General features: G+C 63.2%; 12 protein-coding genes and 3 pseudogenes. 12 read left to right on the top strand and 3 right to left on the bottom strand.

Going from position 1 to position 23,299, the window contains the following annotated elements; translation table 11 throughout:
• From G3T16_RS23035 to G3T16_RS07035, 6 genes and pseudogenes are all read left to right on the top strand, one after another.
• Positions 1-2,456: pseudogene (locus G3T16_RS23035) on the top strand (glycogen/starch/alpha-glucan phosphorylase).
• A gap of 23 nt (positions 2,457-2,479) precedes the next feature.
• The gene (gene glgC / locus G3T16_RS07055; RefSeq protein ID WP_163494436.1) at positions 2,480-3,748 is read left to right on the top strand and encodes a glucose-1-phosphate adenylyltransferase; all 1,269 of its coding nucleotides are present in this window, start codon (positions 2,480-2,482) and stop codon (positions 3,746-3,748) included.
• An 18-nt stretch (positions 3,749-3,766) separates the two neighbouring features.
• Complete coding sequence (locus tag G3T16_RS07050) at positions 3,767-5,401, top strand: alpha-D-glucose phosphate-specific phosphoglucomutase (protein WP_163494435.1); 1,635 nt, start codon at positions 3,767-3,769, stop codon at positions 5,399-5,401.
• A gap of 25 nt (positions 5,402-5,426) precedes the next feature.
• Positions 5,427-6,959 (top strand): glycogen synthase, encoded by a 1,533-nt coding sequence (locus G3T16_RS07045; protein WP_163494434.1) that lies wholly within the window; start codon positions 5,427-5,429, stop codon positions 6,957-6,959.
• A 152-nt stretch (positions 6,960-7,111) separates the two neighbouring features.
• Positions 7,112-8,239, top strand: coding sequence for an efflux RND transporter periplasmic adaptor subunit (locus tag G3T16_RS07040; RefSeq protein WP_163494433.1), 1,128 nt, complete (start codon positions 7,112-7,114; stop codon positions 8,237-8,239).
• Positions 8,240-8,241: 2 nt separating this feature from the next.
• Positions 8,242-11,340 carry an efflux RND transporter permease subunit gene (locus tag G3T16_RS07035; protein ID WP_163494432.1) on the top strand — a complete coding sequence of 1,033 codons (3,099 nt, stop codon included), beginning with the start codon at positions 8,242-8,244 and terminating at the stop codon, positions 11,338-11,340.
• 35 nt (positions 11,341-11,375) lie between these two features.
• Here the strand turns inward: G3T16_RS07035 and G3T16_RS07030 are convergent, their stop codons facing one another.
• Positions 11,376-11,846 carry an Lrp/AsnC family transcriptional regulator gene (locus tag G3T16_RS07030; protein ID WP_163494431.1) on the bottom strand — a complete coding sequence of 157 codons (471 nt, stop codon included), beginning with the start codon at positions 11,844-11,846 and terminating at the stop codon, positions 11,376-11,378.
• A gap of 126 nt (positions 11,847-11,972) precedes the next feature.
• Between G3T16_RS07030 and G3T16_RS23030 the strand changes: the two are divergent.
• The 6 genes and pseudogenes from G3T16_RS23030 to G3T16_RS07000 all read left to right on the top strand — a co-directional run bounded on the left by G3T16_RS23030 (position 11,973) and on the right by G3T16_RS07000 (position 19,019).
• A pseudogene (locus G3T16_RS23030) lies at positions 11,973-13,171 on the top strand (PrnB family protein).
• Positions 13,168-14,277, top strand: coding sequence for an aminotransferase class V-fold PLP-dependent enzyme (locus G3T16_RS07020; RefSeq protein ID WP_163494430.1), 1,110 nt, complete (start codon positions 13,168-13,170; stop codon positions 14,275-14,277). Before G3T16_RS23030 ends, G3T16_RS07020 begins: the two are co-directional and overlap by 4 nt.
• A 49-nt stretch (positions 14,278-14,326) precedes the next feature.
• Positions 14,327-15,661 (top strand): metal-dependent hydrolase family protein, encoded by a 1,335-nt coding sequence (locus G3T16_RS07015; RefSeq protein ID WP_163494429.1) that lies wholly within the window; start codon positions 14,327-14,329, stop codon positions 15,659-15,661.
• A gap of 41 nt (positions 15,662-15,702) precedes the next feature.
• A pseudogene (locus tag G3T16_RS21785) lies at positions 15,703-16,185 on the top strand (TonB-dependent receptor plug domain-containing protein); the annotation flags it as partial.
• Between the two features lie 568 nt (positions 16,186-16,753).
• Positions 16,754-17,947, top strand: a complete 1,194-nt coding sequence (locus G3T16_RS07005) for a TonB-dependent receptor (RefSeq protein ID WP_332102874.1) — start codon at positions 16,754-16,756, stop codon at positions 17,945-17,947.
• Positions 17,948-18,050: 103 nt separating this feature from the next.
• Positions 18,051-19,019: an AEC family transporter gene (locus tag G3T16_RS07000; protein WP_232059295.1), complete on the top strand. Its 969-nt coding sequence runs from the start codon at positions 18,051-18,053 to the stop codon at positions 19,017-19,019.
• A gap of 1 nt (position 19,020) precedes the next feature.
• On the opposite strand, the gene G3T16_RS06995 is transcribed toward G3T16_RS07000, so the two are convergent.
• Both G3T16_RS06995 and G3T16_RS06990 read right to left on the bottom strand, forming a co-directional pair.
• A complete protein-coding gene (locus G3T16_RS06995; protein WP_163494427.1) occupies positions 19,021-22,131 on the bottom strand; it encodes an efflux RND transporter permease subunit in 3,111 nt (1,036 codons plus the stop codon).
• Positions 22,131-23,192 (bottom strand): efflux RND transporter periplasmic adaptor subunit, encoded by a 1,062-nt coding sequence (locus G3T16_RS06990; protein WP_163494426.1) that lies wholly within the window; start codon positions 23,190-23,192, stop codon positions 22,131-22,133. The genes G3T16_RS06995 and G3T16_RS06990 overlap by 1 nt, the downstream gene beginning before the upstream one ends.
• Between the last annotated feature and the right edge of the window lie 107 nt (positions 23,193-23,299).

Genomic DNA, 23,299 nt, shown 5'->3' with positions numbered 1-23,299 from the left:
ATGACCCCGCTGACTGCGAACACCCTGCCGGAGGACCTGCAGCGGCACTACGTCCTGACCCTGGGCCGCGACGATACCCAGGGCTCGCATTTTTACCTGTACCGGGCCCTGGCCCTGACCGTTCGCGACCGGCTGGTGGCCCACTGGCGCGAGACCCGCTCGCGCTATCGCCACGAGCAGTGCAAGACCATCAATTACCTGTCACTGGAATTCCTGATGGGGCGCAGTCTCAACAATGCCCTGCTGAACCTGGATCTGGAAGCCCCGGTACGGCGGGCACTGCAGGACTGGGCCTGCGAACTGGAAGAGGTGGAGCAGGAGGAGCTGGACGCCGGCCTGGGCAATGGCGGCCTGGGCCGGCTCGCCGCCTGCTTCCTGGACAGCTGCGCCAGCCTGGGACTGCCGGTGACAGGCTACGGTATCCGCTACCAGTACGGCATGTTTCACCAGCGGATCGAGGATGGCTACCAGGTGGAATACCCGGACGGCTGGCTGCGCCACGGCAACCCCTGGGAAATCGAGTGTCCCGAACACAGTTGCCGCGTCGGTTTTTTTGGCCGCAGTGAATATTACCGCGATCCCGACAATGCGCAGCGGGTGCGCTGGGTGGACACCCATGACGTCCTGGCAGTGCCCTACGACATTCCGGTGCCGGGCTTCCGCAACGGTACGGTGAATACCCTGCGCCTGTGGAAATCCGAAGCCACCGATGAATTTGACCTGGAGGAGTTCAACGCCGGCAGTTACAGCGATGCGGTAGCCGCCAAGAACCAGGCCGAACAGATTACCATGGTGCTGTATCCCAATGATGCCAGCGAGGCAGGCAAGGAGCTGCGCCTGCGGCAGCAATATTTTCTCGCCTCCGCCAGCCTGCAGGATGTATTGCGGCGCTGGGTCGCCGTTCACGGCGAGGATTTCAGTGACTTCGCCGCCGGCAACGGCTTCCAGTTGAACGACACTCATCCCACGGTGGCCATTGCCGAGCTGATGCGCCTGCTGATGGACGAACACCGTCTGGGCTGGAATGAGGCCTGGCGGATTACCCGCGGCACCATGGCCTATACCAATCACACCCTGCTGCCCGAGGCACTGGAGCGCTGGCCGGTAAAGATGTTTGGCGAACTGCTGCCGCGGCCGTTAGAGATCATCTACGAGATCAATGCCCGTTTTCTGTCCCGGGTAGCTGACCGCTGGCCGGGGATATCGCGCGCCAGCAGCGCATGTCCATTATCGAGGAGGGCGACAACTCCCACATCCGCATGGCCTACCTGGGAATTGTCGGCAGCCACTCGGTGAACGGGGTGGCGGCGCTGCATACCGAGCTGCTGCAGCAGGGACTGTTCCGGGATTTCTACCAGATGTGCCCCGACAAGTTCAACAACAAGACCAACGGGGTAACGCCCCGGCGCTGGCTGGCACACTGCAATCCGCGGCTGGGCGAGTTGCTGGATGACACCATAGGCAGCGGCTGGATCTGTGACATGGAACAGCTGCAGCAACTGCGCGCTCATGTCGATGACAGCGCATTTGCGCAGCGATTCATGGCAGTGAAACACCGCAACAAGGAGGTACTGGCGGAGCTGGTGGCCGGCGACGCCGGGGTGCACTTCGATCCCGCCATGATGTTCGACGTACAGGTAAAGCGTATCCACGAGTACAAGCGCCAGCTGCTCAATGTGCTGCATGTCATTCACTTCTATGACCGGGTGCAGCGGGGCGACACCGACGGGCTGCAGCCGCGCTGTGTATTGTTTGGCGGCAAGGCGGCACCGGGTTACGCGATGGCCAAGCTCATCATCAAGCTGATCAACAACGTCGCCACCGTAATCAACCGGGACCCGCGGATGCAAAGCTGGCTGCGGGTCGCGTTCCTGCCGGACTACCGGGTCAGCGCCATGGAGGTCATCTGCCCCGGCACCGACCTGTCTGAACAGGTTTCCACCGCGGGCAAGGAGGCCTCCGGCACCGGCAACATGAAGTTCATGATGAACGGGGCAGTGACCATAGGCACGCTGGACGGGGCCAATATCGAGATTCGCGACGCCGTGGGCGAGGACAACTTCTTCCTGTTCGGCCTCACCGCCAGCGAGGTCGAAGCCGCGGGCCACAGCTGCGATCCGTCGGCGGTAATCGAGGCGGACGAGGATCTGGCCAGGGTGATGCGCCTGCTGGAATGCGGCCATTTCAACCTGCTGGAAGCGGGCATCTTTCAACCGCTGTGCGAGGCCATCCGCAGTCCCGCGGACCCGTGGATGACGGCGCTGGATTTCCGCAGCTATATCGACGCCCAGCGACGCGTGTGTGCAGCCTTTGCCGATACCGCGGCCTGGGCCCGCATGGCGATTCTCAATACGGCCAGTAGCGGCCGCTTCTCCAGCGACCGCACTATCGGCCAGTACCGCGATGAGATATGGTTCAAGCCGGAGCCGGAAACACAGGCAGTCAGCCGTCCCTGAGGGAAGCCACTGGAGGGTACGCCATGGAAGACCAGAATCCGCGTTATGTCAGCCTGATCACCAAGAACACGCTGGCCCTGGTGTTGGCGGGAGGGCGCGGCTCGCGACTGTACGAGCTGACCAACTGGCGCGCCAAACCGGCGCTGTACTTCGGCGGCAAGTACCGGATTATCGATTTTCCGCTGTCCAACTGCGTCAATTCCGGCATCCGCCGCATCGGGGTGCTGACCCAGTACAAGGCTCACTCGCTGGTGCGCCATCTGGTACGTGGCTGGACGCACTTCAAGAAGGAGTTGGGCGAGTTCGTGGAAATCCTGCCTGCCTCCCAGCGCTACTCCGAGGACTGGTACCAGGGCACCGCGGATGCCATCTACCAGAACCTGGACATTATTCGTGCCGAAATGCCGGATTACGTGATGGTGCTGTCCGGTGACCATGTCTACAAGATGGACTACGGCCCGATGCTGGTGCATCACGTGGAATCCGGCGCAGACATGACGGTCTGCTGCCTGGAGGTGCCTGTGGAGGAGGCGGCCAACGCCTTCGGCGTGATGCAGGTGGACCGCAACAGCAAAGTTACCGGCTTTCAGGAAAAACCCGCCCAGCCCGCGGAGATTCCGGGCAGGCCGGGCCTGACCCTGGCTTCGATGGGCAATTACATCTTCAATACGGAGTTCCTGTTCGACCGCCTGATCAAGGATGCGGCCAATCTCAAGTCCTCCCACGACTTTGGCAACGATATCATTCCCGCGCTGCTGGACAATTTTCACGTCCAGGCCTACCCGTTCCGCGATCCGGAGACCGGAGGCATGGCCTACTGGCGTGACGTCGGCACGCTGGACTCATTCTGGCTGGCGAACATGGAACTGGTGGGAACGGTGCCCTCCCTGAGCCTGTACGACAAGGTCTGGCCGCTGTGGACCTACCAGGAACAGCTGGCCCCGGCCAAGTTCGTGTTCAACCGGGATGACCGCCGCGGCATGGCGGTGGACTCCATGGTATCCGGTGGTTGTGTGATTTCGGGTAGCCAGGTCAGTGACTCGGTGATTTTTTCCAACGTGCGTATCAACTCCTATTCCAGTATCGAAAAAGCGGTCATCCTGCCCGAAGTCGAGGTGGGGCGGAATGTCAGGATGCGCAATACCATCGTCGATCGCGGCTGTGTTATTCCCAAAGGCATGGTGATTGGGCATGATGCCGCCCAGGATCGCGCCAATGGCCTGCGGGTCACCGACAGCGGCGTTGTCCTGGTCACCCGGGGCATGCTGGGACAGCCCGAGGGTTTTGCCTGAGCAGTACAAGGATTTGGAATGACTCTTGAAACGGTAAGCACCCGGCCCATTGCCGGACAGAAACCGGGCACCTCCGGTCTGCGCAAGAAGGTGGCGGAATTCGCCCGCCCGCACTACCTGGCGAACTTTGTCCAGTCCATCTTCAACGCGCTGGGCGATTGTGCCGGACGCAGCCTGGTAGTGGGCGGCGACGGGCGCTATTACAACCGCCAGGCCCTGCAACTCATCCTGCGGCTGGCGGCGGGCAATGGCTTCGCCCGGGTGCTGGTGGGGCGCGGCGGCCTGCTGTCGACCCCGGCAGCCTCCTGTGTGATTCGCAAATACGGCCTGGATGGCGGCATCGTACTGTCTGCCAGCCACAATCCCGGCGGCCCGGACGGCGACTTTGGTATCAAGTTCAATGGCGCCAACGGTGGTCCAGCCTCCGAGTCCGTTACCGCGGCCATCCATGAGGCCAGCACCCGCATCGATCACTATCTGCTTTGCAACAGTCCCGATATTGATCTGGACCGCAGCGGCTCGCATCAGCTGCACAACACCACGGTAGAGATCATCGATCCGGTCGAGGACTATGCCGAACTGATGGCCTCGATATTCGATTTTCCCAAGATCGCCGCACTGCTGGGCCACAAGCGCTTCCACATGTGCTATGACGCGATGCACGCGGTCACCGGTCCGTACGCGGTGGAGATCCTGGAGCACCGCCTGGGCGCGCCGGCCGGCACTGTGATCAATGGCCGGCCGCTGGAGGATTTCGGTGGCGGCCACCCCGACCCCAACCTCGCCCATGCCACCGAACTGGTGGCACGGATGAACAGCGATGCGCCGCTGGCCTTTGGCGCCGCCTCCGACGGCGATGGTGACCGCAATATGGTGCTGGGCAGCGGCATCTTCATCAATCCCTGTGACTCCCTCGCGATCATGGCGGCCAATGCCCGGCGAATCCCCGCCTACGCGGACGGACTGGCCGGCGTCGCCCGCTCCATGCCCACCAGCCGTGCGGTGGACCGGGTGGCGGCCGAACTGGACATTCCCTGTTTCGAGACACCCACTGGCTGGAAGTTCTTCGGCAACCTGATGGACGCCGGCCGTATCACCCTCTGCGGCGAGGAGAGCTTCGGCACCGGTTCCAGCCATGTGCGCGAGAAGGATGGGCTGTGGGCAGTGCTGTTCTGGCTCAACCTGGTGGCGGAACTCAGCAAGCCCGCGCGCACCATCCTGCGCGAGCACTGGCAGCGCTACGGCCGCGATTATTTCACCCGACACGATTACGAGGCGCTGCCGGCCGAACAGGCGGAGGAGGTGATGGCAGCACTGCGCCAGCAACTGCCGGCGCTGGCCGGTCGCAGCTACCACGGACACACCGTTCACAGCGCCGATGATTTCTGCTACAGCGATCCGGTGGATGGCAGTGTCAGCGCCGGCCAGGGCTTGCGTATCCTGTTCGAGGACGGCGCCAGAATCGTGTTCCGTCTGTCCGGCACCGGCACCTCCGGCGCCACCCTGCGGGTCTACCACGACTGCTACCAGCGGGATCCGGCGCTGCTGGAGCAGGACCCGCAGAAAGCGCTGGCCAGCCTGATCGCCGCGGCTGACGAGCTCGCCGGCATCCGTCGCCAACTCGGGCGCCAGCAGCCCGATGTGATCACCTGAGCATCGCAGCCTGGCTTCCGCAAGCATGAACGTCCTGATGGTGGCCGCCGAGAATGGTGCCCTGCCCGGTGGCAAGGTGGGCGGCATGGGCGACGTGATCCGGGATCTGCCCGCTGCGCTTGCCGCGAAGGGGTGCCGGGTGACGGTGCTGACCCCCGGCTACCAGCACTTTTCGCTGCAGCCGGGGGCGCAGCGGCTGGTCGAAGTGGTGACGCCGTTCCGGCAGGGGCGCGAAGCCGTGGTGCTGTGGCGGCTGGCTGACGACCCACGGCGGCCTGGGGTCACCCAGCTGGTGCTGGAACACCCGGGCTTCGCTCCCTGTGGCGCCGGCAGGATCTACTGTGATGACCCGCCCGAGCGCCCCTTCGCCACCGATGCCAGCAAATTCGCACTGTTCTGCCGTGCGGTGCTGGAGTGCCTGTTGGCAGGCCATGTTTCCAGGCCGGATGTCGTGCACCTGCATGACTGGCACAGTGCGTTGCTGGCGCTGCTGGTGCGCTTCGACCCGGCCTGCGGCAAACTGGCCGGACTGCGCTACGTCTACACCATCCACAACCTGGCGCTGCAGGGCATACGGCCGCTTGATCACGACGAGTCCTCGCTGCGGGCCTGGTATCCCGATCTGAGCTGGGATCACGAGGCGATCGTCGACCCCCGCTACGGCGACTGCTTCAATCCCATGCGGGCCGGTATCAGGCTCTGCGACAAGGTGCACGCGGTTTCGCCCACCTACGCCCGGGAGATCCAGCACAGCGCCGGCGAAGGTCTGCAGGCGGACCTGCGTGAGGCCGCCGGCGCAGGGCGCCTGGCCGGCATTCTGAACGGCTGTGAATATCCGGCGGCAGTTGGCCGGGCACCGGGTTTCAGGCGGCTGTTGCGGTTGGTCCAGGCAGAGCTGGCGCGCTGGGCAGAGGATGCACCGCATGCCAGTCACCAACTGGCCCGGCGCAAGGTCGCCGCATTGCTGCAGGCCCAGTCCGTCCGGCCGGCCCCGCTGGTGACCTCAGTGGGGCGGCTGACCGACCAGAAAGTGCGACTGCTGCAGGCCCCGCTGTCCGCTGGCCGCAGCGCTATCGATGTATTGCTGGACCGTCTGGGTCCCGACGGTCTCCTGTTGATGCTGGGCAGTGGTGACCCGGCGCTGGAACAGTTTTTCACTGAGATCAGTGCCCGGCGCGACAACTTCCTGTTCCTGTGCGGTTTTTCCGAAGCCCTGTCCGAGCCGATCTACCGCAGCGGCCAGCTGTTCCTGATGCCCAGTTCCTTCGAACCCTGCGGCATCAGCCAGATGCTGGCGATGCGTGCCGGCCAGCCCTGCCTGGTCCACGCAGTGGGCGGCCTTGCCGACACCGTGCAGGACGGTGTTACCGGCTTTTGCTTCGGCGGTGACGGCGAACAACAACAGCTAGAGCAACTGCTGCAACGCTTTGCTGAAGCGCTGCAGCTGCATGCCCGCCACCCGAAGCAGTGGCAGGCCCTGCGTAAACGCGCCGCGGCGCAGCGCTTTCGGTGGGACGATGTGGCCCGTGACTACATGGATCTGCTGTATCGCCAATGAGATCAGTGGCGTGATGGCCTGACGAAGGAAGTCCTGGCAAAGGTCAGTATTGGGGTCTTGCGCGGAACCGGGTATGATGTTCGCCGCGCGCGCTGTCGCTGTGGAGTCTGTGAGGCGCAGCATATCCATCCCGAAATTACCGTTGGAAGACGATGAAGAAGTTCATAGTGGGACCACGCATGTGGGTCATCCTGTTGGCAGCGCTGTTGGTGTTCGGCGGCCTGTTCGCGATGCAATGGTATGGCAGCAGGATGATGAATCAGTCCATGGACAACCAGCCGCGGCCGACTGTCACCATCAGCGCCACCGAGGCGGGAACCGCGCGCTGGCAGCCCACCGTGGATACGGTGGCTACCCTGGCGTCGATCCGGGGGGCGGAGCTGGCCACCGAAATCGCCGGTATCGTTGAAGCTGTCCATTTTGAAAACGGGGCCACGGTGGCGGAGGGGGATGTGATCCTGGACCTGCGCACGGCCCCGGACCGCGCCGAGCTGGAGGCACTGGAAGCCGCCGCAGAACTGGCGCGGCTGGAATTGCAGCGGGCCAGCTCGCTGGTGAACGAGCGCAACATCTCCGAGGCAGAGTTGGACCGGCGCGCCGCGGAGCTGGATCAGGCGCGGGCGCAGGCGGCGGCGCAGAGAGAGCGCATTGAACAGAAAAAACTGCGTGCCCCGTTTGCAGGCGCTCTCGGTATCCGGCGCTACAACGTGGGGGACTACGTGGTCGCGGGCGATACTATTGTCGACCTGCAGGCGCTGCAGCGCCTGTATGTAAATTTCACGCTGCCGGATCGTTACAGTGACCGCGTGCGGGAAGGCATGCCGGTCGAGGTGCGCGTGCAGGCGCTGGACGGCACCCTTTATCCGGGCGTGATCAACGCGGTGGCGCCTTCGGTGGACCCCGATACGCGCAACTTCGCGGTTCAGGCTACGCTGGATAATCCCGAGCAGGCACTGAAACCTGGCATGTTCGCGCGCCTTTCGCTGCCTCTGGGCGAGCCGCAGACACAGGTCATCGTGCCGGGCACCGCCGTTTCCTACCGTCCCTATGGCAATTTTGTGTATGTGGTGGAGGACCAGGGCGGCCAGCAGACAGTGTCCCAGCGCTTCGTGACCCTGGGCGCCAATCGCGGCGACATGGTCGCCGTACTCGAGGGCCTGGAGGCGGGCGAAACTGTCGCCACCAGCGGTCTGCTCAAACTCGGCTCGGGCGCGCCGGTACGTATCGACAACTCGGTTACCCCGACCACTGAACAACAGCCGACACCGGCTAACGGTTGACCATGGCATTTACCGATATTTTTATCCGCAAGCCAGTGCTGGCCAGCGTGGTCAGCCTGTTTCTGCTGCTGCTGGGGCTGCGCGCGGCGACGGAGCTCAATGTGCGGCAGTATCCGTTCATCGAGAATGCCGTGATTACAGTGGCCACCACCTACACGGGCGCCGATGCCGAGCTGATCAAGGGCTTCATCACCACCCCGCTGGAGCGGGAAATAGCGACGGCGGAAGACATCGATTATCTCACCTCCAACAGCAGCCCCGGTCTCAGCACCATCTCCGCGTATGTCCGCATGGGTGCTGATCCGGACCAGGTTCTGACCCAGGTGGTCACCAAGGTCAACAAGCTGCGCAACGAGCTGCCCCGGGAATCCGAGGATCCCGTCATCAATCTCGCTGTGGGCGAGCAGATCGCAACGATGTACATCTCCTTCTACAGCGATGTGCTGGCGGTCAATCGCTTGGCAGACTATGTGATCCGTGAGGTCGAACCCAAGCTGTCGACCCTGCCGGGGGTTCAGCGCGCCAGCGCTGACACCACAGGCATCTTCGCGATGCGCGTCTGGCTCGATCAGCAAAGGATGGCGGCGCTCAACGTCACCGCCAGTGATATACGTGCGGCGCTGGGGTCAAACAATGTGCTCTCGGCGGTGGGCTCCACCAAGGGCAACATGGTGCAGATGGGCTTCAAGGCGGACACCGACCTGAAGGACGTGGAACAGTTCAGGGATCTGGTCCTGCGTCAGAAGGACGGTGCCATCGTGCGGCTGCGTGATGTGGCCGAGGTGGAACTGGGGAACGAGGGTTACTCGGTATCCAGTACGTTTATCGGCCAGGAAGCGGTATATGTGCCGATCAACGTCGCCACTGACGCCAACGCGCTTGAGGTGATCGCCAGGGTGCGGGAGGTGTTCGACAACGAGATCGAACCGCGCCTGCCGCAAGGCATCGAAGGTGATATCAACTACGATGCCACAATCTATATTGAAAATGCGATCGATGATGTGCAGGCCACGATCATTGAAGCCATGCTCATTGTGATCGTGGTGATTTTCCTGTTTCTCGGTTCGATGCGCTCGGTGTTGATTCCGGCCGTGGCGGTGCCATTGTCGCTGGTAGGCGGCCTGTTCCTGATGTTGTTGATGGGCTTCAGCATCAATTTGCTGACACTGCTGGCCATCGTGCTGGCCATCGGTATTGTTGTGGACGACGCCATCATCGTGCTCGAGAACATTCACCGGCATATCGAGCACGGCCTGTCGCCCATGGAGGCTTCTCTCAAGGGTGCCCGTGAGCTGGCCTGGCCCATCGTCGCAATGACCACAACGCTGGTCGCCGTGTACCTGCCCATAGGCTTTATCGGTGGCCTCACCGGCACCCTGTTTACCGAATTCGCGTTCACGCTGGCAGGTGCCGTGCTGATCTCGGGCGTGGTGGCGCTGACCCTGTCGCCGATGATGTGCGCTAAACTGCTGTCGGCCGATGCCGGGGACAGCAGCAACCGGCTGGAACGCTGGCTGGATGCCCGCTTCGAGGCGTTGGGCCGGATGTACCAGCGCGACCTCGATCGGGTACTGGATGATCGCGGCGGCGTGATGCTGTTCGGCGCGATCATTCTGGTTTCCTGCTATTTCCTGTTTGTCCGTTCGCCATCGGAGCTGGCACCGGAGGAGGATTCCGGCTTCGTTTTCTTCATGGGTGATGCCGACCCTTACGTCACCCTGGACTACCTGGAAAGGTTCACGGCCCAAGTAGACCATATCACCCGCGAAACACCGGAAATCGACATCAACTTCCTGTTCAATGGGCAGGGCGTCGACGGGAGCGGCAGCAGCGGCGCCATGGGCGGTTTCATTTTCGCGCCCTGGGAGGAACGCGGCCGCAGCACCTCGCAGGTGCTCAATGAAACGATACAGCCGGCACTCAACACTATTGCGGGGCTGCAAATGACAGCAGTCAATCCGCCGCCATTGCCATCCCCCGGCGCCCTGCCGGTGGAGTTGGTGATCAAGAGTACGCTGGACTACCCGCTCCTTCATGACAGTGCCCGCGAGGTACTGCGCCGCGCGCAGGCAAGTGGCCAGTTCATTTTCATCGACCAGAATCTGCGGATCGACCAGCCGCGCCAGCGCATCCTCATCGATCGCGACAAGGCGGCCCTGCTCGGCGTCGCCATGGACACGCTGAGCAATGATGTCGGGGCGTTGCTGTCCGGCGCCTTCGTCAACCGCTTCGCGATGCAGGACCGCTCCTACAAGGTGATCCCGCAGATTCGCCGCGACCAGCGCCTGAATCCCGATGATCTTTACAACTATTACACCCGCACCGCGAGCGGCAAGCTGATTCCGCTGAGTACACTGGTTACGCTGGAGGAAGAGGTGGTGCCGCGCTCGCTGCAGAGTTTCCAGCAGCTGAACTCGGTCACCCTGAGCGGTGTGCCGCGCCCCGGTGTGCCGCTGGGCGCAGCGCTGGGGACGCTGGAGTCGATTGCCGGCGAGGTGCTGACCCGCGAATACAGCCTGGACTATTCGGGCCAGAGCCGTCAGTTCAAGACCGAGGGCGGCTCGCTGGTTGCGACGTTCTTCTTTGCGATGCTGGTGATCTACCTGGTGCTTGCGGCCCAGTTCGAATCCTTCCGCGACCCCTTCATCATGCTGGTGACGGTGCCCATGTCGATTAGTGGTGCCCTGCTGTGCCTGAACGTGCTGGCGCTGTTTCAGGTCAACGGCGCCACGCTGAACATCTACACCCAGGTGGGCTTGGTGACCCTCATCGGTGTGATTTCCAAGCACGGCATCCTGATCGTGGAGTTTGCCAACCGGCTGCAGGAGGAGGGCATGAGCAAGCGCCAGGCCATCGAAGAGGCTGCCTCGGTCAGGCTGCGCCCGGTGTTGATGACCACGGCGGCACTGGTGCTGGCGATGGTTCCCCTGTTGCTGGCCGATGGGCCGGGTGCGGCCGCGCGCTTCTCGATGGGGCTGGTAATCGCCTCGGGCATGGTCATCGGTACGCTGTTCACGCTGTACGTGCTGCCGGCTGTGTACATGTATCTCGGCCGCGACGTTAGCGCCAGGCGCGCTGAAGGTGTGCTGGAAAGCGGCTAGCGACAGTGCATCGGCCATCCGTGCCACTCGCCCGATCAATCGGGCAGTGGCACCACCGTCCGCGACATCACCTGCTTGAGCACGATACTGGAGTCGATCTTGGCTACCTGGGCGATGCTGGCCAGGCTCTCCTTGACGAAGCGTTCGTAGTGCTCCAGATCCTCGACGATCACCCGCAACAGATAGTCGTAGGGGCCGGTCAGCACGGAGCACTCGGCCACCGGCAGCAGGTTGCCGATTGCGGCCTCGAACTTGGTGGCGTTTTCCAGGCTGTTGCGCTCCAGCTGCACGAATATCAGCGCTGATATCGCCAGTCCCAGCGCATTGTGGTTGAACTGGGTGACGTACCTGCTGATGACGCCGGATTCTTCCAGCCGCCTGACCCGGCGCAGGCAGGGGGTGGGGGACAGGTGCACCTGCTCGGCCAGTTCAGCATTGCTGATACGGGCATTGTCGGCCAGGGCGGCGAGGATGGCGCGGTCGATGCGGTCCAGGGCGCTTGGCATAAAATACTCACAAATCGGGATTTCGGCACACAATACTGCACACCTGGCTCCCAGGATAGCTGTTTTTGGCATAATCGGCTGGCACAAGGCTGCTACCATGTGTTCCCCTGAATCGTCGTAGAGAGAATGGTTACAGCTATGCGCACCCCCCTTTCCCAGGCCTTTGATACCTGGATACGCAGTAATTTTCGCGAGATGAACACCCAGTTGGAGGAGTTGTACTTCGCCCGTGAGCAGCGCGAGCAGGTGGAGGGCGTCGGCGACGATATCAAGCAGCAGTTGGTCGAGGAGGGCCGCGACTATATCGCCCAGTTGCTGCGCGAGGGCAATACCGACGAGGGCTTCGACCACGGTTCCGAGCTGCTGGGCAATGTCGGCTTCTATATGGCAGCCTGCCGCCGTCACGGCATCACTGACCCGGCCCGCGAACACCGCTCGCCGCTGACCGAAGCGTCGGCGCTGGCAATGCAGTTGGGGGCTTCGCTGGGCGCCATTCCACGCTTCGCCTCGAGTCATCTGGAAACCCACAACCGCGCCATCGACGGCGTCTATAAATCCTTTACCCATCTGCCGGATGAGCGCATTTTCCTGGACTACAACACCCGCGGAGTCTTCGCCTACATTCGCGCCTCGGAGGCACTGTTGCACACCCTGCCACTGGGCATCTCGCACCCGGTGACCCTGGATCTGCTGCAGGTGGCGAAGGCGGCGCTGCAGGATGTGTTTGAATCCAACCGAGAGCTGTTCCAGCTGCTGGATATCGACCGTTTTTTCTACTGCGTACGCCCTATTACAAGCCCCACCGGGTCGGGCTGCACGAATACCGGGGCGCCAATGCCGGGGACTTTGCCGGTATCAATGTCATCGACCTGCTGCTGGGCCTGTGCCGCGCCGATGATCCGTATTATTCCCAGTTGCTGGTGGACAAGTTCCTGTTCATGCGACCCGAGGATCAACTGGTACTGCGCGACTGCATGCGCCGCAAGAGCCTGCTGGCCGATTTTTTGGAGGAACTGGAGGCGCACGGCGATGCACCCTGGTTCCAGCGCAATGCGGCGGCATTTCTGGAAGTTTGCGACGTGCATGGCCAGGTGGCGCGCCAGCACCATGAACAGCTGGTGGAAAAATTCATTGTCGTTCCGGCGCATGAAGCCGGGTTGGACGATCAGGAGGACCTCAGTTCCAGTGGCCCACCGCTGCCTGTTCTGCTGAAGGGCCTGCGCACACTTTGCGACCTGCGCTCGGCAGCGGACCGCAGCGATATTCCCTCGCGCTTCGCGGAATTCCAGCGCCTGCGCAGCGCCGTGGGAGGGAAAGCCGGATGACTGACTATCGCGATGCCTTCACGCCCTGCGAGGACATCTATCTGCTGAATCATTCTGTGGGCCGGATGCCCCGGGGAACGGCAGATTACCTGCAGCAGCATTTTTTCGCGGCCTGGGAATCCGGAGCGCCCGAGCCGTGGCCGCAGTGGCTGGAGGCGATCGACAGCTTTCGCGCTGCACTGGCCAGGTTGTTCAACAGCGAACCGGCGCATTTCTGTCCCCAGGTCAATATCAGCAGTGCACTGAGCAAGGTGCTGGGTGGGTTGCCGCCACCTGCGGACAGAAACGTCATCCTGTTTACCGAGAACGACTTCCCCTCGGTGGGCTTTGCACTGCAGCAGGCCGCGCGGCTGGGTTTCGAGCCACGCATGATTGCCGCCGACCGGGATCCGCAACAGCTGGCGACCTGGGAGGCGGCGCTGGGCCCGGATGTGCACACGGCGCTGATTACCCACGCCCACTTCAATTCCGGCAAGCTGGTCCCGGTGGACGCCGTCACCCGCCTGACCCGGGCGCGGGGCATTCTCTCCGTTGTCGATATTGCCCAGTCCGCGGGCGTGGTACCGATAGACCTGCAGCGGTGGCAGGCAGATGTCGTGCTGGGCTCCTGTGTAAAGTGGCTCTGCGGCGGTCCCGGTGCCGGTTTTCTGTGGATCGATCCGGCCCGCGTGGCCAGTATCGAGCCGCTGGACGTGGGCTGGTTTTCCCATGCGGCGCCCTTCGAATTCGATATTCATCACTTCGAGTACGCGCCGGACAGTGCCCGCTTCTGGGGCGGAACGCCCTCGGTCCTGCCCTGTGTGGTAGCGGCCCACAGCCTGGACTTGATCTATCGTATCGGAGTTGACATGATCCGCGAGCACAATCAGCAACTGACCCAGCGCATCGTCGATGCTGTCGACCCTGCCTGTTTGCGAGCTCCGGCGGATCCGGCGCTGCGTGGCGGTACCCTGGTACTGAATCTGCCGGAACAGGATGCCGTGGAGCAGCGGTTGCGGTCCGCCGGCGTACGTTTCGATGTGCGGCCCATGGGTTTGCGTCTGTCGCCCCATATCTACAATAGCAACAAAGACATCGACGCCGTTATTGCCTGTCTGCAGGGGTAAGCGTTGCAGCAGGACAATTCCAGCTTTTTTCTGAACCAGGGGGAACACAATGAAACCAATCACTGCCGTGTTGGGACTTGTCGGCATCGCCGTCGCCGGGCTGTGCCCGGCACTGCCGGTACTCGCCCAGCAGGCCTCCCCGACCACATTGATCCACGCAGGTACCCTGCTCGCCGTGCCCGGAGAGGAGGCGGCAAGGCAACAGACCATTGTCGTCCGGGACGGCCGCATCCAGCAGGTGCTGGATGGCTACCAGTCGGGTGATGACGAGGGCTCCGGGGTCACTGTGGTCGACTTGAAGGACAGCTTTGTGATGCCGGGCCTGATGGACAGTCATGTCCACCTGCAGATGAAGCTGGGCGAACACCAGGACCGGGACCGGCTCAAGCTGTCGGATCCGATGGTCGGCATGCGGGGTATCCACCACGGCATGGTGACCCTGCTCGCAGGCTTCACCACTGTCCGCGACCTGGGGTCGCTGGAGACCCAGACCTACGCCCACCGCGACGCGGTAGAACGGGGTTGGGTCCACGGACCGCGCATCATAGCCGCGGGCAAGGTTGCTATCACCGGCGGTCACGTGGACACCAGTGGTGTCAAGCCGGAGCTGCTGGATTTCTATCTCAGCGACACTGTCTGCGATGGCCCATTTGATTGCCGCCGGGCCGCGCGGCACGCAGTCAAATACGGTGCCGACCTGATCAAGATCACTGCTACAGGTGGCGTGATGACGCAGCGCGCCACCGGTACCGGCCAGCAGATGGAGCACGATGAAATCTCGGAGATCGTCAATGCCGCCCATCGTATGGGGCGCAAGGTGACCAGTCACGCCCACCAGACCGACGGTATCATCGCCGCTCTCAAGGGCGGAGTGGACAGTATCGAACACGGCTCCTTCCTGAATGACGAGGCCATCAAGCTGATGCGACAGCGCGACGTGTGGCTGATTCCAACGCTGCTGGCGGGCCATACCGTGGTGCCGATGGCGCTGAACTCCGACGTCCTCAGCGAGGCGGTGAAGCAGAAGGCGGTGGAGGTGGGAGCCAACCTGCCGACCAATTTTCACAAGGCCTGGAAGGCGGGTGTGCGTATCGCCTATGGTACTGACGCAGGTGTGGCAGTGCACGGCAACAACGCGATGGAGGCCGTGCTGATGAACCGGGCCGGCATGCCGGCGATGGAGGTGCTTGAGACCGCCACCGTGAACGCCGCCGAACTGCTTGGCATGAGTGATAGCCTGGGCACGATCGAGGCCGGCAAGCATGCAGATATCATCGCACTGCGCCGTTCGCCACTGGATGATATCGAGGCGCTGCTGGACGTGGGCTTTGTAATGAAAGGTGGCAGGATCTACAAACAACAGGGGAATGAGCAGCTACCCTGATATCAACAACAATTCACCCTGAAAGGGTCTGGAGGGAAGCGATGAAAACGACACAAAAATACCTGGTGCGCGCATTGAGTGTGCCCACGGCCAGTGTTTGCGGGGCGCTGGGGCTGATGGCGGCACTGAGCCCTGCCGCTGCGGTGGCCGCCACCCAGCTGGAGGAAGTGGTTGTGACTGCGCTGCGGCGCGGCACCTCGCTGCAGGATACGCCGATCAGTATTTCCGCGCTGGGCGGTGACACCCTGGCCAGGATTGGCGCCGATGACTTCGAGGACTATGTCGGCAAGGTGCCCGGCCTGAACCTGCTGGACAACGGCCCCGGCTCGCGCCGGCTGGTGATTCGCGGGGTGCAGGGCGCGGGCGAGGCTCAGGTGGGACTGTACTATGACGAGGTGCCGGTTACCGGTGCCCCCGGTTCCGCCAGCGATGCCGGCCAGCGCCAGCCCGATATCAAGATGGTCGACATCGAACGGGTGGAAGTACTGCGCGGGCCGCAGGGTACCCTGTACGGTTCCGGCACCATGGGCGGCACCCTGCGGGTGATCACCAACAAGCCCGACACTACCGCGTTCAGTGCCCGCATCGGCAGCGATCTGTCCCACACGGAAAAGGGCGGCATGAATACCAAGGTGACCGGCATGGTGAATGTGCCGCTGATCGAGAACAAGCTGGCGCTGCGGGTGGTAGCCTACGACCACGACCTGGAGGGCTATATCGACAACGTCGCCTATAACAAGGATGACATCAACGACGAAAAGACCAGTGGCGGGCGTGTGTCCATGCGCTGGATGCCCACCGACAACTTCACCCTGACCGGCATGTACATCTACCAGGACACCGAGACCGGCGGCGGCTTTTTCTACCAGCAGGACGTGGGCGACCTGAAAACCGCGACCCCGGCCCGCAACCCGTTCGAGGACGAGGTCAACATCGCCAACATCACCGGCGAACTGGTATTCGACTGGGGCAACTGGATGTTCTCCTATTCCGATTACGAGCGCGACGTGGTGTTCAACTTCGACAGCTCGGCACCGCCGTTTCCCCCCCCCCTTCGAGCTGCTCAACGCCAACCAGCCCCAGCCGCTGGACATGACCAGCTTCGAGACCCGGCTCTCTTCGGACAGCGACGGCCCGTTCAACTGGACCGTGGGATACTTTACCTCTACCCGGGATGCCGAGCTGGACAGCAATATTCTCGCGGTGGCGCCCGATGGTTACCCCTTCGATCCGCCCATGCTGTTCTTCCAGCGCGATGACGAGACATCGTTGGAGCAGCAGTCACTGTTCGGTGAAGTGAACTACGATATCAGCCAGCAGCTGACCCTGACCCTGGGCGCGCGGGTGTTCGACAGCGAGTTCAAGAAGACCGACACTACCCGGGTGGACCTGTTCGGCGTGCAGATCGAAAACCCGGTGCCGGTGGTCAGCGAATTTGACGAAAGCGGCGAGATCTTCAAGGCCCACCTGGGCTACGACCTGAACGACGATGTCCTGATCTACGGCCAGGTCAGCGAGGGCTTCCGTCCCGGTGGCGCCAACCAGACCGTGGTGGGCCAGCCCATTCCCCAGGGCTTCGAGTCCGACTCGGTGGTCAACTATGAGCTGGGTGTGCGCTCCAGCTGGCTGGACGGCATGCTGACCCTGAATGGCGCGGTGTACCATCTGGTGTGGGACAATATCCAGGTGACCGAGCGCTCCCCCGACAATCTGTTCGGCTACCTGAACAACGCTGGCGAGGCCCAGGTGGACGGGATCGAACTGGAGCTGTCGTGGCTGCCCACCGCCAACCTGGAGGTGGCGGCGACATTGAATGCCGTGGATGCGCGCCTTACCGAGAGGCAGCCGGCCCTGAACAATGACCGCGCGGGCCTCAAGGGTGACGATATACCGGTGGTACCGGATGTGACCGCCAGCCTCGGTGTGCAGTACACCTGGCCGCTGCGCGACGGCATGGCGCTGTTTGCCCGCGGTGATGTGAATTACACCGGTTCCTCCAACAACACCTTCCGCGACTTCCTGATCGATCCGAACCCGGATTCGCCCACCTTCGGTCAGGAAACCGACACGCCCAATGACCGCTACGCGGAAATGGATGCCTACGCGGTCACCAACCTGCGCCTGGGCCTGGAGGCCGACAGCTGGGGTGTCGACCTGTATATCAACAATCTCAGCGACAAGCGCGGTGAGACCTACCACTTTGTCGACAACTTCCGTCCGGCTCCGGGTGAGACCTATGTCATCCGTCCGCGCACGGCCGGGCTCAGTGTCTACAAGACGTTCTAGCGACTGAACAGGCTGCCGGCGGTGCACCGCCGGCAGGGTCCGGGCCGGCGCTGTGGCGGTCGCGGTGCTACAATGCCGCTTTGCCCACTGCGATTGCCCGGCCTTGTTCACAAATCTTTCACCCGAAGTTCTGCTGACCGCATTCGCGGTCAGCCTTCCCACTCTTGGCTGGATCGTGCTGGGCATGCTGCTGCGGCGCATTGGCCTGTTGCCGCCGGCACTTGTCGAGTTCATCTCCCGGCTTGCATTCAATGTCGGCCTGCCGCTGCTGCTGTGCATCAGCGCGGCCGGGCTGGATTTTGCTACCATCGGCAGCGCCACCTACCTGCTGGCCGGCGTGGTGGCAACGCTGCTGACGCTGGTGCTGGGGTGGATATATGCCCGCTGGCGCGGGTTCCCGCAACCGGTGCTGGGCGTCTTCGTGCAGGCCACGTTCCGTTCCAACCTGGCCATCATCGGGATTTCGCTGTGCCACGCCGCCTACGGTGAGCGCGGCCTGGCCCTGGCGGTGTTGCCGGTGGCGGTGCTGACCACCCTTTACAATGTACTGGCGGTATGGGTGTTGCAGACCACTCTCGGCAGCAGTCGTTCGTTCAGCGGACTGTTGCTGGCCCTGATCAGGAACCCACTGTTGCTGGGTATTGGCGCGGGTGCTTGCGTGAGCCTGCTGGATTGGTCGCTGCCGTCCTGGACTGCGACGGCGGCCACGGGATTGTCTGTATTCTTCCTGCCGCTGATCCTGGTCAGCATCGGCGCCGCGATGCGGCTGCGCTCGCTGATGAGGGCCAGCACCGTGACCTGGGAAGCGACGGCCTGGCGCCTGTGCGTGGGGCCGCTGCTGACGCTGCTGGTGGCGCTGGCGATGGGCGTGAACGGTGAGCCCCTGGGGGTATTGTTCCTGCTGATCAGTGCGCCGGTGGCAGCGGCCAGCTACGTGATGGTGGTCGCCCTGCGCGGTGACGGGGTACTGGCGGCCAATATTATCGTGCTGACCACGCTGCTGTCAGTGCTCAGCGTGGCGCTGGGGTTTGCCGTGTTGGTGACGCTGGGCATGGCCGGTGAGCTGGCCTGAATCAATGCTGCGGCTCCGGCAGTTCCGCCAGTGGACCCGGCTCGCCGCTGGTGCCGGTCACTGGCGGGGCGTCCTTGCGCGCCAGCACCCGATAGGCCGCCGGCACCACGTACAGGGACAGTAGCGAGCCCAGCAGCATGCCGCCGATCACCGCGACGCCCAGTGGTATCCGGCTCTGGGATCCGGCCCCCAGGGCCAGCGCGATGGGCAGGGTGCCCAGTACAGTGGAGAGCGTGGTCATCAGGATGGGCCGGAAGCGGGCCGCCGCGGCTTCCTCTACCGCTTCGGCCACGCTGAGACCCGCCTCCCGGCGCTGGTTCGCAAATTCAACGATCAGGATGCCATTTTTGGTAACCAGACCAATCAGCATGATCAGGCCGATCTGGGAGAAGATGTTCAGGGTCTGGCCGAAGTACCACAGCGAGATCAGCCCTCCGGTAATAGCCATCGGCACCGTCAGCATGATGGCCAGCGGATCGCGGAAGCTCTCGAACTGCGCCGCCAGCACCAGGTAGATCAGCAACAGTGCGAGCACGAAGACAAAGGCCAGGCTGCTGCCGGTCTCGTCGAACTCCCGTGACTGCCCCGCCAGTTCAGTGGCGTAGGAATCGTCCAGCAGTTCCGCGGCCACTTCGCGCATGGCGCGAATGCCGTCGCCCAGCGCATAGCCCTCGGCCAGGTTGGCGGAAAAGGTCGCCGCGGTGAAGCGGTTGAAGCGGTACAGCACCGGTGCGGAGCTTTCCTCGCGCATCGTGACCAGGTTGTCGATGGGGATCAGGCTGCCGTCGGCCGCGCGTACCTGCAGGCGCGACAGGTCGCCAGGATCGTCGCGGCCTTCGCGCAGCATCTGGCCGATGATCTCGTACTGCTCACCCTCGCGCAGAAAATAACCAAAGCGCTGGCCGCTGAAGGAGGCCTGCACCACGTCGGTGATCTCACGCGCACTGACACCCAGGGCATCGGCCCGGTCCCGGTCTATATCCAGCACCAGTTCGGGCTGGTTGAATACCAGATCGACATCGACGAAGCTGAATGCCGGGTGCTGGCGCGCCCGTTCAAGGAAGCGGGGGATGATTTCCCGCACTTTTTCCAGGTCGGTATTCTGCACCACGAATTGCACCGGCAGCCCGCGTCCACCCACGTTGATGGTATCCATCTGGCGCACGAAGATTTCCGCGCCCGACACGCCGGCGGTGACCCTGGCAAGTTCATCGGCAATCTCCTGTTGGCTTCTGTCACGCTGGTCGGGGCTTGCCAGCATAACCCGGGAAAAGCCGGTATTGGTGGTGGTGGAAGCGCCAAAGCCGGGGGAGGTCACGGTCATCACTGCGGCCACCTCATCGCCGAGGGTAGAGTGCACCAGGCGGTCATACTCGGTCATCACCTCGTACATGTAATCGAAGCCCGCGCCTTGAGGTCCCTTGGCCTGCACCACCAGCATGCTGCGATCCTCCAGCGGGGCCAGTTCCTCGGGGAGGCTGCGGTAGATGGTGATCAGCAGCACCAGGCAGGTGAGCAGGATCAGCGGAGCCCAGCTGGCGTGACGCAGGAAGCCGCGCAGGGAGTCGCGGTAGCCCTGCGAGAGGCGGACAAAGAAAGGTTCGGTGCGACGGTACAGCGCCGGATGCCGGGCCCGGTTTTTCAGAAAGCGGGCGCACAGCATCGGTGCCAGCGTGAGGGCAACGAAGGACGAGATCACCACGGCCGCCGCCAGGGTGACCCCGAATTCGCGGAACAGCACGCCGGTGAGGCCGCCGAGGAAGATCAGCGGCGCGAACACAGCGGTCAGCGCCAGTGTGGTGGCGATCACTGCGAAGAAGATCTCCCTTACCCCTTCGGCACCCGCCACCGCGGGCGCCTCGCCTTTCTCGATGCGCTTGTAGATGTTTTCCACCACCACAATGGCATCGTCCACCACCAGGCCGATGGCGAGCACCATGCCCAGCAGGGTCAGGACATTGATGGAGAATCCGGCCAGGTACAGTACAAAGAAGGTGCCGGTGAGGGCGATGGGAATGGTCAGAATCGGGATGATAGTGGTGCGCCACTCCCGCAGGAAGGCATAGATTGTGGCGCAGACCAGCAGCAGGGCCAGCACCAGGGTCTGGATGACTTCGCGGATGCTGGCGCGGATAAACTGGCTGTCATCAAAGCCCACGATCACATTGACGTCGTCCGGCAGGTCGTGCTTGATCTGCTCCAGCCGGCGATAGAATTCGTCGGCAATGGCGATTTCGTTGGCGCCGCTCTGCGGCCGCAGCACCACGCCGACCATGGTGACGCCGTTCAGTCTCAGGATGGTACGTTCATTGAGCGGGCTGATCTCGGCATAGCCGACGTCGCGAAAGCGTACGGTGCGGCCATCTTCGCGCTTGATGACCCGGTCATTGAACTCTTCCAGCGTGTCGCCCAGCCGGCTCAGGGTGCGGATGTTGAGATCTATGGTACGGCCTTCCAGGCGGCCGGTGGGCAACTCCACATTGGCCGCCTGGAAGGCGTCGCGCACGTCGATCGCGGTCAGCCCGTGGGCCGCCAGCGCGTCCGGGTTCAGCCACAGACGCATCGAGTATTCCTTGTAGCCCCAGATATCGACCTGGCCGACGCCGGTGATCGTCTCGAAGCGGTTCTTGAACAGGTTGTCCACCAGTGCGCTGAGCTCCATCAGGTTGCGCTGGTCGCTGCGCACGCTGAGGAAGATGATGGGGTCGCCGTCGGCGTCCGCCTTGGAGACAGTGGGCGCTTCCGCGTCGTTGGGCAGGCGGCGGATGGCAGACCCCACCCGGTCGCGAACGTCGTTGGCGGCGCGATCCAGGTCGTCGTCCAGCTCGAACTCCACGGTGACCGTGCTGCGTCCTTCGCGGCTTATCGCACGCATCGTGCGGATGCCCGGGACGGTATTGATCTCCTCTTCCAGGTTCTCGGTGATCTGGTTTTCGATCACGCTGGCGTTGGCGCCGGGATAAGCTGCCTGGACCGCGATGATGGGCCGCTCCGCCAGCGGAAATTCCCGCACCCCCAGCTCGCGCATGCCGATGGCGCCAAACACCACGATGATGATGGACATCACCACCGCCAGTACGGGGCGCTGTATGCTCAGTTCATGCAGGCGCATCAGCCCAGGTCCAGGGGGCTTCGCACTGTGACCGGCTGGCCTTCGCGCACGCTCTGGATGCCGGAGGTGATGATCTCGGAGCCGGGCTCCAGGCCACGCAGGATCAGCACCTGATCGTTGTCGCGGTATCCGGTTTCGACCTCGCGGCGCACCGCGATGCCGTCCTCGACGGTAAACACCGACACCGCCTCAAGGCTCTGCAGGATGGCGATGCTGGGTACCAGCAGCGCGGTTTCATCGCGGCTGACCAGTTCTACCCGGGCGTAATTGCCGGGCAGCAGCTTGCGCTCCGGATTGGCGACAGTGGCCCGCACCATCAGTGTGCGGGTACTGACATCAACGCGGGGGTCGATGGCGCTGACAGTGGCCGAGAAGGGCTCGTTGTGCCCCGCGACCCACAGCGACAGGGTGGCTCCGGGTTCAATCAGGGCGCGATAGCGTTCGGGTACGCTGAAGTCGACGTTGAGCTCGGTCACGGTCTGCAGGGTGGTGATCAAGGTGTCGGGCTCGATCAGGTCGCCCGGGCTGATCTGGCGCAGGCCCAGGGTGCCGGCAAAGGGTGCATGGATCCGGGTTTTCGCCAGCCGCACCTGCAACCGTTCCACTTCGGCCTCCAGTACCGCGCGCCGGCTGAGCGCATCGTCGCGATCGCTGGCGTTGACCGAACCGCTTTCGAACAGATTGTCGAGGCGCCTGGCAGTGGTGGTGGCGAGGGCCAGCTGCTCCTGCAGGGAGCGCAGTTCGGCGGCGGTCTCGCCGGCCTCGATGACCACGATCAGCTCGCCCTGCTCGACATCCTGGCCATCGCGGAAATGGATGGCCTCGACCTTGCCCCGCAGTTCACTGCGGATATCGATCGACTTGTCGGCCACCAGGCTGCCGTTGAAGGTCAGCTTGCTTTCAAAGGGCTGCGGTTGCAGCCGCATGGTGCGCACCGCGGGTGCCGGCCGGCTCTGTGGCTGGGTCGAGACCTCGGCGTCGCCGAACATGGGGGCCAACTTGGGCCATGCCAGGGCGACGACGATGGCGACTGCGATCGCCGGGAGCAGGATCTTCTTCATGATTTCCATATAATTGGCTACAGCGGTACCCGGCTAAACGGGGCCGGCATTATACGCCATCTTCTTGCACAGGGCGTGGCATGCAGAATCTTGCCCGATAGACTGCG

It is taken from the genome of Kineobactrum salinum, assembly GCF_010669285.1.
Lineage (GTDB): Bacteria > Pseudomonadota > Gammaproteobacteria > Pseudomonadales > Halieaceae > Kineobactrum > Kineobactrum salinum.
Note: the sequence above shows the minus strand (reverse complement) of the source record. Positions and strands in the feature narration are given on the sequence as shown.

What these genes read in the sequence shown, in the direction of transcription:
- G3T16_RS07005 (WP_332102874.1), top strand. Translation starts at nt 16,754, where the DNA reads ATGACCAGCTTCGAGACCCGGCTCTCTTCGGACAGCGACGGCCCGTTC.
- G3T16_RS07035 (WP_163494432.1), top strand. Translation starts at nt 8,242, where the DNA reads ATGGCATTTACCGATATTTTTATCCGCAAGCCAGTGCTGGCCAGCGTG.
- G3T16_RS07040 (WP_163494433.1), top strand. Translation starts at nt 7,112, where the DNA reads ATGAAGAAGTTCATAGTGGGACCACGCATGTGGGTCATCCTGTTGGCA.
- G3T16_RS07020 (WP_163494430.1), top strand. Translation starts at nt 13,168, where the DNA reads ATGACTGACTATCGCGATGCCTTCACGCCCTGCGAGGACATCTATCTG.
- G3T16_RS06990 (WP_163494426.1), bottom strand. Translation starts at nt 23,192, where the DNA reads ATGAAGAAGATCCTGCTCCCGGCGATCGCAGTCGCCATCGTCGTCGCC.
- G3T16_RS07050 (WP_163494435.1), top strand. Translation starts at nt 3,767, where the DNA reads ATGACTCTTGAAACGGTAAGCACCCGGCCCATTGCCGGACAGAAACCG.
- G3T16_RS07045 (WP_163494434.1), top strand. Translation starts at nt 5,427, where the DNA reads ATGAACGTCCTGATGGTGGCCGCCGAGAATGGTGCCCTGCCCGGTGGC.
- G3T16_RS07030 (WP_163494431.1), bottom strand. Translation starts at nt 11,846, where the DNA reads ATGCCAAGCGCCCTGGACCGCATCGACCGCGCCATCCTCGCCGCCCTG.
- G3T16_RS06995 (WP_163494427.1), bottom strand. Translation starts at nt 22,131, where the DNA reads ATGCGCCTGCATGAACTGAGCATACAGCGCCCCGTACTGGCGGTGGTG.
- glgC (WP_163494436.1), top strand. Translation starts at nt 2,480, where the DNA reads ATGGAAGACCAGAATCCGCGTTATGTCAGCCTGATCACCAAGAACACG.
- G3T16_RS07015 (WP_163494429.1), top strand. Translation starts at nt 14,327, where the DNA reads ATGAAACCAATCACTGCCGTGTTGGGACTTGTCGGCATCGCCGTCGCC.